The following is a 14,116-nucleotide window of genomic DNA, read 5'->3' on the forward strand; positions in this document are numbered from 1 at the left end:
TGTGCCTCCGTAGTCTAAATTTTTCCAGTTACTGCAACTGCATCGCCGCGATAATACCATCTATTTTTGCATCCAGCTTTTTATCGGTTGCATCAAATTCGGCCCCACTGCTCAGTTGTTCCCTTACGCTAAAATAGAATTTTATCTTAGGTTCGGTACCACTGGGGCGGGCTGAAATCAGGCTCCCGTCTTCCAGCCGGAATTGCAGGACGTTTGATTTCGGCAACAGGATGTCTGTAGCTTCCCCGGTATGAGGGTCGGTGGATTTACTGCTTTGATAATCCAGCACCCGCACCACTTTAGAACCATTAATTTCTTTGGGAAGATTGTCCCGGTACTGCTGCATCATAGCAGCGATCTGCTGTTGCCCGTCCATTCCCTTTTTGGTAATGGAGATCAGCTTTTCCTTATAGAACCCGAATTTGATATACAGTTCTATCAATTTATCAAACAGGGTTTTGCCTTTGTTTTTTTCATAAGCCGCCATTTCGCAAAGCAGGGCAACCGCGCTCACCGCATCCTTATCGCGGATCTTGTCTCCTATCATCAAACCAAAGCTTTCCTCCCCCCCTATGATATAGGTTTCTTTTCCCTCTTTTTCGCGGATGAGCTCGGCGATCCATTTAAATCCGGTTAGTACGCGATAGCAGTTCACCCCGTATCCTTTTGCCAGCTCATCGGCCATGCCGGTAGTAACAATAGTAGTAATGATCATATCATTCGCCTGCGCAATACCTTTTTCTTTCCTTGCTTCCAGCAGATAGTTAAAGGCAAGCACGGCGGTCTGATTGCCATTCATCAGCACCCATTCGCCATGATTATTTTTAACGCCGATACCCACCCGGTCGGCATCCGGATCCGTACCCAGCAAAATATCCGCATCCAGTGCCTTGGCTTTTTGCAAGCCAATACTCATGGTTTCCTTTTCCTCGGGATTGGGGTACTCCACCGTTGGAAAGTTTCCGTCCGGAGTTTTTTGTTCTTCTACAATAGTAACATTCTTAAATCCGAACCGTTCCAGCACCAGTGGCACCAGGGTAATACCCGTTCCGTGAATGGGCGTGTATACAATTTTAAGATCACTTTGCTTTTCGATTACCTCCGGGAATACGCTGAGGCCTTTTACCATTTCAATATATTGTTCATCTATATCTTTTCCGATAATGGTAATATTCTCATCCTGGCCGGTCCATTTTACATCATCCACTGATGCAATTTTTTCCACTTCTTTGATCACGTTTTTATCATGCGGAGGCACTAACTGACCGCCATCATTCCAGTAAGCTTTGTAGCCATTATACTCTTTTGGATTGTGTGAAGCAGTACACACTACGCCACCCTGGCATTTCAAGGTGCGGATGGCGAACGAAAGCTCAGGTGTGGGCCGCAACGCTTCAAAAAGGAACACTTTTATGCCATTAGCGGCAAAAACATGGGCCGTTGTTTCCGCAAAAAAGCGACTGTTATTCCGGCTATCATGTGCAATAGCTACCCGCACTTCTGTACCGGGAAAAGATTGTATTAAATAATTGGCATAGCCCTGCGTAGCCATGCCCACGGTATATTTGTTCATCCGGTTGGTTCCCACGCCCATAATCCCACGCAGCCCGCCGGTGCCGAATTCCAGGTTCTGATAAAAAGCGTCCTCCAATTGTTTGGGGTCGTTTTTTTCCAGTTGTTTAATAGTATCTTTTGTTTCGGGATCATAATTGCCCTGCAACCACTGATCTACTTTTTGCTGAATAGCACTATCCATAATCGTTAATTTTTACAGGCCTGAAGATACCTATAATAATTTCCAATCGGAAAATTTAACGGGATTTTTTTACAGCCATTGGTATGCTTAACGCGGAACGCTCAATGCTGAACGCCCGATGCTGAATGTGAAACATCAAACATCAGACATCGAACATCATCCATCAGTTATCGACCAGCTCTTTACAAACCGGCATACGATCCGCTTCGGGCTCCTGGCGCTGTGCCTGTTTCTTCTCGCGCTCCTTTTTGGCAAGGTTGATACAGAGCACGCTTCCCAATATAATGGCCAGCCCGGTCAGTTGCAGCCGGGTCAAATGATCCCCATTAATAAAAACGCCCAGTAAAACCGCCACCAACGGATTTACATATGCATAGCTGCTCACCTGCGCCGCGCTCCGGGCGCTTAGCAAAAACACATAGGCGCTATAGCCGACAATAGACCCCATAATGATCAGGTAAATTAAGGCACCCCATGCTTCGCCGGGGATAGCGCCCCAGTTTGTTTTTTCAATACTCCCGTCGGCAAATCCGATTATAAAAAATACGATGCCCGCCGAAAAGATCTGCCATGCCGAGTTTACGGACGGGGATACTCCTTTAACCTTATATTTTGAATACAGCGAACCTACCACCCAACCGATGTTGCCGATAAAGATCGCCAGGATGGGCACTAAAGTATTCGTACTGCCATCGCTTGTCAGCTTTTCATAGAACAATGCGATCACCCCCAACAGCCCGATGAACACCCCAAGCAGGGTAAACCGGTTGGTAAAATTCTCCGTCCAGTTCGGCTTATCAAAAACCAGGAACCATATAGGGGCCGAAGCCAGGAAAATAGCAACAAAGGAACTATGCAGGTATTGTTCTGCCCAGATAACGGCGCCGTTGCCTACAAATAACATCAGTATACCGCTGATCACCGAATGAAGGATCGCCTTCCGGTTCCATACCCGCTCGCCTTTAGCGGCCACCCATACCAGCATCATAACGCCTGCTGTCACAAAACGTAATCCGCCTAAAAGCATCGGTGGAATATATTTCACCCCGCGTTCGATAAAAAAGTAGGTTGATCCCCATATAATATATACCGCCGCAAATGCCAGTATGACCATTAATGCGGACGGAGCTTTTTGCTGATTCATTTTATTATTCAATTGAAATATGAGCAGATTCTTTTACGGTCTCCAATACAATGGTAGTGCGCATGGAAACGATATTGGATATTTTACTGAATCTCGATCGCTTCAGCTCCATCAGTTCCAATGGCCCCGAAAGCCGCGCTTTTACCAGGTAACAATCCTCCCCTGCAATATGATGTACTTCCATCACCTGAGGAATCGCCGCCAGCGCCCGTGCCGATTTATCATTCGCAAAACTGTCTTTCGTCTTTATAAAAATGAAGACCAGCAGCTCCTTGTCTATCGTCAGCGGGTCAATAGCCGCAGAATAGCCCCGGATCACTCCTTTTTCCTCCAGTTTCCTTACCCGTTCCAACATCGCCGACGGCGCCATTTTGAGTTGATTGGCCAATGCTACATTGGTGATGCGGGCATCCTCCTGCAACAGCCGCAGAATACTCAAGTCCGTTTCATCCAAGTTAATTTCCAGCTTCTTCATATCTCAAATTTAATATTATTCTGAATAAAAACAAAAAACAGAATATTATTCTTTAAATAAAGTATAATAAGATTTAAAATTCTGAATCATCCGACACTATACGCCTTCTCCGCGGATCTGTTAAACCTTTTTATGTTGCATCAAACTTTGAGTGTTTCTTTTATTTTTGCACAGCCGCAATGGGCGCCTATTTAAATATGACAAGAAGATTTTATTCTGCACTTATCGTTGCAGCAACGTTTGCAGCATCCTGTAATAATAATGGCAATAACGATAACACTACACCGGAGGTGGATGCGCCTAAGGCGAACGCGGTAAAAAATATCGGGTTCTCCATCATTAAGACCTACCCGCACGATACCACCTCCTACACCCAGGGACTTTTGGTTTATAAAGGCAAAATGTATGAAGGCACCGGTGGTGATGACTCCAGTGTGGTGAGCAGCAAGTTATCCCGGCTACTGGAAACGGATGTAACTACGGGAAAAACACTGAAGGCGCTGGACATTGGTAAAAAGTATTTTGGAGAGGGCATTACCATTTTAAATGATACGATCTACCAGCTGACCTGGACCGAGCATACGGTTTTTGTATACGACATGAATTTCAAAAAAATAAAGGAATTTCCGCTGAATACCGAAGGCTGGGGCCTTACCAATAACGGGAAGGAACTCATTGCGAGTGATGGCGTCACCAGTAACCTGTATTTTTACGATCCGCACACCTTCCAACTGCTGAGAACCCAATCCGTGAGCATGAACGGCGATTTGATCAATAACATTAATGAGCTGGAATTTATTGACGGGTTTGTCTACGCTAATATTTACACCACACCCTACATTGTCAAAATTGATCCCGCCAGCGGGCAGGTGGTTGGGCGTATTGATATAACACAGATCTGGGACCGCATCAAGCAAGTTGATCCTGACGCAGATGTTCCCAATGGGATTGCTTACGATCCGGATACAAAGAAAATTTACGTTACGGGCAAGAAATGGCCGGAATTGTACGAAGTGCAGTTTGGGAATTAGGGAAAAGCATGGCTACAAGTCGTCGATTTTCGTTGCACAAAGTATTAATGTGATCCAATCCGTAAAGGAATGCTCCTGTTTAAGCTAAACGCATCTAAATTTTAGGGCCATTGGCTCGTTCTGTTTTGTAATGCCGTACTTTAGCGCAGCAACGTATACGAAGTGATCGGCGGAGTGCCATCGGCACCGTGTATTATGAGCCGAACCTATGGTTCTCCATCCTTCTGAGCAGCCCGTTAAACGGGTTGAAACCCGTTTTTGAAAAATCTTTTCGAGGCAATGCCTCTCCCCTTCTAATTTAGATGGGCTTGTTCTGTGCTCCTATTTGTCAATGATTAGCATTATCTCTGTGCAGTCTAATTCCTATTAGTCCCTGAAGCAATTCAAACCAGTGGGTTTCGTTTTTTATATACGCTCTCCGCTCAGCGAGACTTGCAGTCTCGCTTCATTATTCTATCGCCTCAGGCGATAACTGGATCACGTAGATCACAGAGCTGCAGGCTTTCGCATTGCCGATGGCGTTAATGTTTGAAGAAAGTCCGTGCAGGCCTGAACTGACGTATTGGGTTTTCCCGGATTTATATTTGCTGCTCAGCATATCTACATAGAAACTATCGAACCACATGGGTAAGTACGTTGCAATCTGCAAGCCATGCATTGCCATTAATGTCTCCATCGCTTTTGGCGAAAAATGATACAGATGCCGGGGCACATCGTATGCCGCCCAATACTGCTGGTAGGCTGTTGCATCTTTACTCGTATAGTTGGGCACCGCAATGAATAACACCCCGTCCGTTTTTAAGCACTTTCTCAGTTGCGCCACATATGCCTGCAGTTCATGCACATGCTCCAGCACATGCCACAGCGTAATGGCATCATAAAAATTTTCCGGCTGTTGGTACAGTTCATGTGCCGGGGCAACCTCCAGTCCGTAAAGGGTTTTAGCCATCGCGCGGGCATCAGCATCGGGCTCTAGTCCTGCTACCTGCCAGCTTTCCCCCCTCATTGTGTTTAAGAAAGTGCCCGTACCACAACCCAGGTCCAATAAATGCCCGGTCTTTTCCCGGGTAAATTTTTTTATGATCCCGGCCTTTTGTTTCATCGTGCGGGTACGAACGGCCTGGTACAATTTACTGATGATCCCCTTGCTGGTATTAGTATGAGAAATATAGTCCTCCGATTTATAATAAGGACCGATGGACTCCTGGTCCGGAACATCCTGGGTAAACCGCAGGCTACAACGATCACATTCGGCAACAGCAAACACTTCGCCGCTTACGGTGTAATCTTTTACATTAAAAACGCTATGCTGCTGTCCGGAACCACAAACCGGGCAGTTCGAATAATGAATGGTAGGCATGCGCGAATTTTAAACAGCGAAACTGGTGCCGCATCCGCAGGTGCTGGAAGCGTTGGGGTTAGCAAAAGTGAATCCACGGTTATCCAAACCTTCCGACCAGTCAATTTCCATCCCGGCCAGGTACATTTCATGCGCTTTATTGATAATACAGGGAATCCCTTCTATCTCAAAAAATTTATCGTTATCTTCTTTTTTGTCAAATCCCAGCATGTAGCTCAACCCCGAACATCCGCCTCCTTTTACACCTACGCGTAAAAACTGTTCCGGATCAAAATCCGGAGCGCTCATCAGTCTTTTCACCTCTTTAATGGCGCCACTGGTCAAAACTACCGGTGCCGTTACTGCAACATTTTCCATTTTGCAAAATTAATCAATTTATGATGAATTGCCACAGAAGCACTGAAACACAGCTCTTTTTACAGGTGCCCCTTACCGTATATGAGGCTTCAATAGCGCATTTATCTGATCATAACCCTCAGGCCCTCAGTGTTTCAGTAGCTAACAACAAATATTATTTAGCATTACTGCAACATTTTTACAATTGTAATGTTAGTGTAAAAGATCCCATTTTTTGACGTAATTTTGCCTGCCCGTTCGGTTCAGGCGGGCAAAAATTTTAAACTCCGGTAATGAAGAAGATCCATATTGTTTTGCTGGTATTGGTGGCGGCCGCAATCGCTGTCCTGGTAAGTTTTTTACAAACAACAACAACCTACGATACGGTGGCCACGGCAAAAGAAAAACCCGGCAAATTTGTGCACCTGATGGCAAAATGGGATAAAAATGAGCCGCTGGAATATGATGCTGTTAAAAACCCGAATTACCTTTCGTTTACTGCCGTTGACAGCCTGGGGCAAAAAGTAAATGTGGTGTATCATAATCCGAAACCTGAGAATTTTGAATTGAGCGAGCGGTTGGTGATGAAAGGGAAATATGATAATGGCGTATTTGAATGCCAGAGCATCCAGACAAAATGCCCCAGTAAATATAAAGACCAGGACGCATCCAAGCACATCCCTCAACCCGGCGATGTTAAATCAACCACATATTCAACTACTCAGCAACCTGCTGCTGCGATCAAACAATAGAACAGCATGAATTATATAGGCGAAAACCTGCTGCCCGGACAAGCGGGACATTTTTTTATTATCCTGTCGCTCGTTGCGTCGTTCGTTGCCAGTTTCAGTTACCTCAAAGTTACCCGCAGCCAGCTCCCCGATGAACGGAGATCCTGGCTGAAGATTGCCCGCATTTCTTTTTTTATTGAAGCTTTTTCGGTGCTGGTGATCTTCGCCACGCTCTTTCATATTCTGTATCATCACCTGTTTGAATATAAATACGCCTGGCAGCACAGTAGCCGTTCGCTGGAATTGAAATATATCTTAAGCGCTTTTTGGGAAGGCCAGGAAGGCAGTACTTTATTATGGACCTTCTGGCATTGTGTACTGGGACTGATCGTTATAAAAAGAGACAAAGAATGGGAAGCGCCGGTGATGATGATCGTAAGCTTTGCCCAATTCTTCCTTGCCTCTATGATACTGGGCATCTATATTTTTGATGTCAAGATCGGATCGAACCCCTTTGTTTTATTAAGAGAATCCGGTGTGCTGGATAACGCCCCAGTGATGCACGTGGGATTCAATACGGCCAATCCGATTCGCCCGGATTATATGACGATGATCAAGGACGGGAACGATCTGAATCCGCTGCTGCAGAACTACTGGATGACTATTCACCCGCCCATATTGTTCCTCGGGTTCGCTTCCACCCTTTTCCCCTTTGCCTATGCAATGGCGGCACTGTGGACCGGCAAAACAAAAGAATGGATCAATAAAGTATTGCCCTGGTCGCTTTTTTCAGTAGCTCTATTGGGACTGGGAATTATGATGGGCGCCAAATGGGCTTATGAGTCGCTGAACTTTGGCGGCTACTGGGCCTGGGATCCCGTAGAGAACGCTTCGCTGGTGCCCTGGCTGATGATGGTTTCCGGTGTGCATACGCTATTGATCTATAAGCACACGGGCTTCTCGTTGCGTTCCACATTTTTATTCTTCGGACTTTCCTTCCTCTTTATTCTCTACTCCACTTTCCTTACCAAAAGCGGTGTTTTGGGAGATGCTTCCGTACACGCTTTTGCAGATATTGGAATGAACGGACAGCTATTCCTGTTCCTCCTGGTTTTTGCTTGGCTGATGCCGCTTGTTGCCGCCACCAAAGACAAACAACGCTGGATCATTGCCGCAATAACAGCGGCGCTTTCGATAGGCACGTATTTTCTCAACGATGTTATTCCAGGCTTTCCGTTGTATGTGATCCTCGGCGGAATCATCACCTTTATTGTTTTTATGAACAAGCAGGTGCCGGCGGTTAAAAAAGAGGAAAGCGCCAGCAGCCGTGAGTTCTGGATGTTTATCGGCTCCCTGGTTTTATTTCTTTCTTCACTGATCATTATCTTCCAAACCTCGTTGCCGGTATTTAATAAACTCTATAAAATAAATACGGCCCCGGGTGAGAATAATGAATTTGCTTATAACCAGATACAAGTGTTGGTAGCCATCATCATCGGCATTTTGACCGCAGTCTCCCAATATTTCCGGTACAAAGCCACTCCCCAAAAAATATTTTTTAAAAAAATTGCACTCCCTGGCCTGATCAGTGCTGTGATAGCAGCCTTTATTCTGCTGGTAGTTAAGATCAGTTATAACAAGGAAGGGATGGGCTTCCTGATCAATATCTGGATCGCCCTTGTGGCCGGTGTATTCGCCGTTGTTGCCAATCTTTCTTATATGCTTACCGCGATGAAGGGTAACATCAAAAACAGCGGCGCCTCTATTGCGCATTTTGGTTTCGGGCTGGTATTGGTAGGCATCCTGCTTTCCTCAGGGAAAAAAGAGATCCTTTCGCTCAACACCAGTGGCATTGCGATCCCTTTTGAAAAGAACAGCAAGGAAAAGACCGGCGAGAACCTGACGCTGGTAAAAGGCGTTCCCACAAGAATGGGCGACTACGATGTAACCTATGTAGGTGATTCTGCCCATCCGAAAAAGGCCCTCACTTATTTTAAGATCTATTTTAAATCGCCCACAGATAGCTTTACGCTGCACCCGAATGCGTTCATCAATTATAAAGGCAACGAGGGGTTGATGGCAAATCCTTCGGCACGGCATTATTGGGATCATGATGTGTTCACCTATGTATCTGCATTACCCGATCCTGAAAAAAATAAGGATACCGCTCAGTTTGTTGAAAGTTCAAAAAAGATCGGCGATACTATTTATTACAGCAGGGGCTTTATTGTTCTGGAAAAACTGGCCGGCAAGGACAACCTGCCTGTTGCCGGCTTTGACAAATCCGATACGGGATATACAGCCGCATTAAAAATACAATCTATCAACGGACCTTCTTATCAATCCGATCTGCTGACGATAAAAGGTAAAGGTCAAACACTGTTCCAGTCGCAGGACACGGTGATGGCGCAAAGCCTGGTGCTCACCTTAAATGATGTAAACAATGGCGTTGCCCGCATTGGGGTGAAGGAATCATCCAATGTAATGGAATATGTAACGCTGAAGGCTTATAAATTCCCCTATATCAATGTGCTCTGGGGCGGCGTGGTTATAACTGTGCTGGGAACATTGATCGCTATGATCAGGAGATTGCGATTAAACCGGCTAAAACGTGCTTAAATTCAAAGTTACAGGTTACTGGTTCCAGGATTCAAGTTGCTGGTCGATCGTTTCATGTTTGACGCCTGAGGTTTGAGGTCTTGCCGCGTTTCCATTCATAATCAGGATAGCGTCATTGTCATAATATCCCTTATAAAGAGTCGGTTGTTGATCTAGTTTTTATCTCTATTGAAAGATTCAATAACCCGGAGCGGCAAGGATTTATCAGGGCAACAATGATGAGGCTGTATCAAAAGTCTCCGTTGTCATACCTCCCGATGGCCATCGGGATGATCCGGTATCGTATGGTTACTAATAGATCCTGAAACAAGTTCAGAACGACATTTCGTAAAACGACTTTTGATACAGCTTCACTTTACATTTACTATTTTATATTCTTTATTTAAATGCCGTCACCTGTTGCCGGGAGGTTCCCAGCTTTTCGATGCCCAGTTCCACTACATCGCCGGGTTTCAGGTACCAGGGTTCCGGTTTTTGGCCGAGCCCCACTCCTGCCGGCGTTCCGGTGGAAATAACATCCCCGGACAACAATGTCATAAACTGGCTCAGATGACTGATCACCTGTTGTATGTTAAAAATAAAATCTGAGGTGGTTGAGTTTTGCATTTCCTGCCCGTTAACTTTTAACCAGAGGTTCAGGTTATTCGGATTTTCTATTTCGTCTTTGGTTGCAAGAAAAGGTCCTAACGGTGCAAACGTATCACAGCTTTTGCCTTTTACCCACTGGCCGCCCCGCTCGATCTGGAAAGCCCGTTCGCTGTAATCATTATGCAGGGCATAACCCGCTACGTAATCCATGGCATCTGCCTCTTCAACATAGGAGGCCTTCTTACCAATAACTACCGCAAGCTCCACCTCCCAGTCTGTTTTTAGGGAATTTTTGGGAATGACCACATCATCGAAAGGGCCGCATAAGGCCGTAGTGGATTTAAAGAACACTACCGGCTCCTTAGGGATCGGCGCATTGGTTTCCTTAGCATGCAACGCATAGTTCAGCCCGATGCAAATAATCTTTGACGGACGTGCCACGCAACTCCCCCAGCGCGCTGCTTCATTTACCTTCGGAAGTTTTCCTGCATTATCATCCACAAACTTTTTCAGCCGCTCCAAACCATTGTTTTCAAAAAAGGATTCGTTATAGTCTTCGCCGAATGCGGCGGTATCATACCGTACACCGTCAATAAGTACCCCTGTTTTTTCCGTTCCCGGTTGCCCGTATCGAATTAATTGCATAATTGAATTACTAATTTATTATTGATTATTTTGCGTTCACTATTCTAATTATTCAGCCTTATAAACCCGCCGTCAATCGGGTAGTCGCAGCCGGTAGTAAAGGAAGCCTCATCACTGCAAAGGTATAAGATCTGCGCAGCGATCTCTTCAGGCTTCGCCATACGGCCGATGGGCTGCGTTTTGGACAGCTTATCAAACATTTCCTGTTCCCGGCCGGGATAATTTTTTGCCAGGAATCCATCCACAAAGGGCGTGTGCACCCGCGCCGGAGATACGCAATTACAGCGGATACCATCGCCGATATAATCCTTTGCAACAGACAAGGTCATTGCCAGGACTGCGCCCTTGCTCATAGAATAGGCAAACCGGTCGGGCAGGCCAACGCTGGAGGCGATCGACGCCATATTCAGGATCGCTCCCCCGCCCTGCTGTTTCATTTTGGGAAGCGCCGCATGCAACATATTGTACACCCCTTTTACGTTTACGTTATACACCCGGTCAAAATCCGCTTCGCTGGTGGTATCCGCTTTGCCGATATGAGAAATGCCCGCGCTGTTTACCAGTATGTCAATACGATTAAGCCCCGCCAATGCCGCCACAACCTGCGTCTGCGCCGAAACATCAACAATGATACTGCTTGCATTACCGCCGGCCTTTGTTATTTCATCAATTGTTTGCCGGGCCGCTTCTTCATTAAAGTCAACGGCAACTACCCGCGCGCCGGCTTGCGCAAACAGCAATGCCACCGCTTTTCCTATACCGCTTCCCGCCCCTGTTATCACGGCTATCTTATCTGTCAACTGGAACATAATCTGAGCTTTATTTTTATTTAAGAGCGGCAATTTAACAATTTAGCAGCAATAATCCGTGTTACAGGTAACGTTAAAAATTTGGGCAAACCTGCGTTGCATCCGTGAATTGTAGCGCGTCAATACAGATATCATTATCTTTATGCGGATGAAACAGCATTATGTATGAGTTCTGTACCCGCGTTCCTGAAAAAACAGTTTTGTATAATAGTGTTTTTATTGCTGGGGTGTATTGTCAATGCCCAAACGCAACCGCGGCGTGCGCAGGGACCGTCGGTGCTGGCAGACACCAATGATGTAACTAACGCCGATTATCTGGCGGGGCTCCAAAAAGTATACGAGGCGCTCAACAAGGTGCCGGTGGTAACGGGTTCTTTTGAGCGGATCCCGGATCTTGAAAAAGAGCTTTCAGATAATGATAGCGCTATCAGCCTTCTTAAACAACGGCTGTCTTTCAATACCCGCACCTTCAATTTGCAGAACCTGCATATGTTCAGGGCCTTATTGAATGAGCTTTCCGAAAATGAACAGGATTACAGGCAAACCATTGCTACGTACGATACCGCGCTGATCAGCATCAAGAAAGAGCTCCTTCATCTTCGTAAAGACAGCCTTATTCGTAAAGTATTCCGGACGCCGGCCTTAAGAGATTCTTTTGCCCTTCAGGTAAACGATATCCGTACAAAATGGAAAATCGCCGATAGCCTGCTTACGGGGAATACTACCAGCATAAACAACCTGAAATCGAAGATCGCAGCAAATGGGCTGGCTATACAGGAATTACTTTATCAGACCGCTGCCCAGTTAAAAGCTGTGGGGCCGCGGGCTTTTCAAAAGGACCGGAGCTATATCTGGCAGCGAAGCCCCGTCAATGCGGCAAAAAAAAGGTTTGCCAGAAGAGCGCAATTGCTCAGTAATGAGAAGCAGATCGCCAACTACTATTTTAAATATACCCGCAGCGATCGCCTTAGCCTGGTGCTCATTTCCCTTGCATTTTTTCTGTGGGTGGCCTTTAGTTACAGGGGGTTAATAAGAACCCATAAACTTGCCGCGCTCAATGAACTGGAGCTGCGCCTGCTGTCTGCCCGCCCCTGGTGGCTCTCCCTCATTTTTTTATTTACTCTTATACCTGCTTTCGAGCTGGAGGCCCCGGCGCTTTATATTGAACTGATGCAGGTATTGCTGGCATTGGCTTTATCCAGGTTCTTCTATAAAAAAATCCCGAAGGATGGATATAAATATTGGCTGCTCTTTGTGGCACTGTTCTTAACCGTGCCGTTGCTCCGGATCATTTTTACCACATTTTCGGTAGAACGGTGGTTCATTCTTTTGGTAAATATCGGGGCGCTTGCCCTTGGGGTGCTGGTGTTAAAAAAATATCAATCGTTTTACAAAAGCTTCCGGCTTTGCTATAGTGCCACCCTGCTTTTTGTTACACTGAACCTGCTGGCCCTGTTTGCAAATATCCTGGGGCGGAGCACTTTAACCCAATTGTTTTATACTACGGCCTTCTATGCATTATTGTACGCAGTAGGACTTACGGTTACTATTCAAAGTCTGAGGGAGGCCTTTCTTGTCCATATCAAAAATTGCCGCGCCCAAAAGGGGTATACCGATCATTTTGAGTGGAAGCCTGTAGCCACCGATATCACAAAAGTGCTATCGCTGGTTGCGGTTATTTTATGGTTATTGCTGCTGGCGGTTAACCTTGATCTTTTTGATTCCCTGACTACTTCTATGGGCGCCTTTCTTTCCAAGCCAAGAAAACTGGGCGGTTTTTCTATTACTTTCGGTGGCATCTTTTTATGTATCGGCATTATCTGGCTGGCTAATTTTCTTCAGAAGTATATCGCTTACTTTTTTGGAGAGACCGGGGAGGATGCCATTGAACACGTTAATGCGCAGCACTCCAGGTTGCTGATCACCCGGCTCGTGTTGCTGGTAACGGGTTTTTTCCTTGCCGTTGCCGCCTCCGGCCTCCCTATTGATAAGATCACCGTTATTATTGGCGCCCTTAGTGTGGGTATAGGACTGGGATTGCAAAGCATTGTCAATAATTTTATTTCCGGTATTATTTTAATTTTTGACCGTACCATCCGCGTGGGAGACGTGGTAGAGCTCAGCAGCCGCAAAGGAAAAGTAAAGGAAATCGGCATCCGCTCCAGCACCCTGCTCAGTGATGAAGGCGCGGATATCATTATCCCCAATGGCGATATTTTATCCCATAACATTATTAACTGGACGCTCAGTAATAACATGGTGCGCTCTTCTGTTACCCTCATCATTTCAAAAACAACAGACATTGAAACCCTTTCCAATGCCATCGCGGAGGCTGTAACGGCCACAAACGGTGTAGCCGCTGCCAAGCCCCCCGCTATTTATATAAGTCCTATTAGCGCCAAATGGTCCACACTGAAAGTTTTCTTCTGGAGCGACTTGTCCGGCGCCACTACAATCAAGAACAGGGTTACAGAAACCCTTTATGCAAAATTGAAGGAACTGGAAATTGCAATTCCTGAATAAAGAGGGATCCAGGGTCTTGATTACAACTTTAAAAAATATAATCGATTTAGCTAATAATATGATTTATAAGCTTTTTAACTAATAATTTTATTTATAAGC

The 14,116-nt window shown here is 45.8% G+C and carries 11 protein-coding genes; 4 read left to right on the top strand and 7 right to left on the bottom strand.

Going from position 1 to position 14,116, the window contains the following annotated elements; all coding sequences use genetic code 11:
- Positions 1 to 28: 28 nt before the first annotated feature.
- From NIASO_RS07060 to NIASO_RS07070, 3 genes are all read right to left on the bottom strand, one after another.
- Entirely contained in the window at positions 29 to 1,756 is a 1,728-nt protein-coding gene (locus NIASO_RS07060) for a phospho-sugar mutase (protein ID WP_008584871.1), read from the bottom strand.
- Between the two features lie 163 nt (positions 1,757 to 1,919).
- A complete protein-coding gene (locus NIASO_RS07065; protein WP_008584870.1) occupies positions 1,920 to 2,900 on the bottom strand; it encodes an EamA family transporter in 981 nt (326 codons plus the stop codon).
- A 4-nt stretch (positions 2,901 to 2,904) separates the two neighbouring features.
- Positions 2,905 to 3,375 carry an Lrp/AsnC family transcriptional regulator gene (locus NIASO_RS07070; protein WP_008584868.1) on the bottom strand — a complete coding sequence of 157 codons (471 nt, stop codon included), beginning with the start codon at positions 3,373 to 3,375 and terminating at the stop codon, positions 2,905 to 2,907.
- A 197-nt stretch (positions 3,376 to 3,572) separates the two neighbouring features.
- Here NIASO_RS07070 and NIASO_RS07075 point away from each other — a divergent pair, with 197 nt between their 5' ends.
- Positions 3,573 to 4,406: a glutaminyl-peptide cyclotransferase gene (locus NIASO_RS07075; RefSeq protein ID WP_157547209.1), complete on the top strand. Its 834-nt coding sequence runs from the start codon at positions 3,573 to 3,575 to the stop codon at positions 4,404 to 4,406.
- Between the two features lie 448 nt (positions 4,407 to 4,854).
- On the opposite strand, the gene NIASO_RS07080 is transcribed toward NIASO_RS07075, so the two are convergent.
- Together NIASO_RS07080 and NIASO_RS07085 are read right to left on the bottom strand one after the other, a co-directional pair.
- The gene (locus NIASO_RS07080) at positions 4,855 to 5,766 is read right to left on the bottom strand and encodes a class I SAM-dependent methyltransferase (protein ID WP_008584865.1); all 912 of its coding nucleotides are present in this window, start codon (positions 5,764 to 5,766) and stop codon (positions 4,855 to 4,857) included.
- 9 nt (positions 5,767 to 5,775) lie between these two features.
- Positions 5,776 to 6,123 carry a HesB/IscA family protein gene (locus tag NIASO_RS07085; RefSeq protein WP_008584863.1) on the bottom strand — a complete coding sequence of 116 codons (348 nt, stop codon included), beginning with the start codon at positions 6,121 to 6,123 and terminating at the stop codon, positions 5,776 to 5,778.
- A gap of 272 nt (positions 6,124 to 6,395) precedes the next feature.
- On the opposite strand from NIASO_RS07085, the gene NIASO_RS07090 reads away from it, so the two are divergent.
- Together NIASO_RS07090 and ccsA are read left to right on the top strand one after the other, a co-directional pair.
- On the top strand, positions 6,396 to 6,854 hold the full coding sequence (locus NIASO_RS07090) for a cytochrome c maturation protein CcmE domain-containing protein (RefSeq protein WP_008584859.1): 459 nt from the start codon (positions 6,396 to 6,398) through the stop codon (positions 6,852 to 6,854).
- 6 nt (positions 6,855 to 6,860) lie between these two features.
- Positions 6,861 to 9,452 (top strand): cytochrome c biogenesis protein CcsA, encoded by a 2,592-nt coding sequence (gene ccsA / locus NIASO_RS07095; protein WP_008584858.1) that lies wholly within the window; start codon positions 6,861 to 6,863, stop codon positions 9,450 to 9,452.
- A gap of 378 nt (positions 9,453 to 9,830) precedes the next feature.
- On the opposite strand, the gene NIASO_RS07100 is transcribed toward ccsA, so the two are convergent.
- Together NIASO_RS07100 and NIASO_RS07105 are read right to left on the bottom strand one after the other, a co-directional pair.
- Positions 9,831 to 10,685 (bottom strand): fumarylacetoacetate hydrolase family protein, encoded by an 855-nt coding sequence (locus NIASO_RS07100; RefSeq protein ID WP_008584856.1) that lies wholly within the window; start codon positions 10,683 to 10,685, stop codon positions 9,831 to 9,833.
- Positions 10,686 to 10,729: 44 nt separating this feature from the next.
- On the bottom strand, positions 10,730 to 11,494 hold the full coding sequence (locus NIASO_RS07105; RefSeq protein WP_008584855.1) for an SDR family NAD(P)-dependent oxidoreductase: 765 nt from the start codon (positions 11,492 to 11,494) through the stop codon (positions 10,730 to 10,732).
- 165 nt (positions 11,495 to 11,659) lie between these two features.
- Here NIASO_RS07105 and NIASO_RS07110 point away from each other — a divergent pair, with 165 nt between their 5' ends.
- A complete protein-coding gene (locus tag NIASO_RS07110; RefSeq protein ID WP_008584853.1) occupies positions 11,660 to 14,017 on the top strand; it encodes a mechanosensitive ion channel family protein in 2,358 nt (785 codons plus the stop codon).
- The last annotated feature ends 99 nt before the right edge of the window (positions 14,018 to 14,116 follow it).

The sequence above is a fragment of the Niabella soli DSM 19437 genome (assembly GCF_000243115.2).
GTDB lineage: Bacteria > Bacteroidota > Bacteroidia > Chitinophagales > Chitinophagaceae > Niabella > Niabella soli.

Bases quoted from the DNA above. Each gene is read 5' to 3' on its own strand.
- ccsA (WP_008584858.1), top strand. From the start codon at position 6,861: ATGAATTATATAGGCGAAAACCTGCTGCCCGGACAAGCGGGACATTTT.
- NIASO_RS07110 (WP_008584853.1), top strand. From the start codon at position 11,660: ATGAGTTCTGTACCCGCGTTCCTGAAAAAACAGTTTTGTATAATAGTG.
- NIASO_RS07080 (WP_008584865.1), bottom strand. From the start codon at position 5,766: ATGCCTACCATTCATTATTCGAACTGCCCGGTTTGTGGTTCCGGACAG.
- NIASO_RS07105 (WP_008584855.1), bottom strand. From the start codon at position 11,494: ATGTTCCAGTTGACAGATAAGATAGCCGTGATAACAGGGGCGGGAAGC.
- NIASO_RS07100 (WP_008584856.1), bottom strand. From the start codon at position 10,685: ATGCAATTAATTCGATACGGGCAACCGGGAACGGAAAAAACAGGGGTA.
- NIASO_RS07060 (WP_008584871.1), bottom strand. From the start codon at position 1,756: ATGGATAGTGCTATTCAGCAAAAAGTAGATCAGTGGTTGCAGGGCAAT.
- NIASO_RS07085 (WP_008584863.1), bottom strand. From the start codon at position 6,123: ATGGAAAATGTTGCAGTAACGGCACCGGTAGTTTTGACCAGTGGCGCC.
- NIASO_RS07065 (WP_008584870.1), bottom strand. From the start codon at position 2,900: ATGAATCAGCAAAAAGCTCCGTCCGCATTAATGGTCATACTGGCATTT.
- NIASO_RS07070 (WP_008584868.1), bottom strand. From the start codon at position 3,375: ATGAAGAAGCTGGAAATTAACTTGGATGAAACGGACTTGAGTATTCTG.
- NIASO_RS07075 (WP_157547209.1), top strand. From the start codon at position 3,573: ATGACAAGAAGATTTTATTCTGCACTTATCGTTGCAGCAACGTTTGCA.
- NIASO_RS07090 (WP_008584859.1), top strand. From the start codon at position 6,396: ATGAAGAAGATCCATATTGTTTTGCTGGTATTGGTGGCGGCCGCAATC.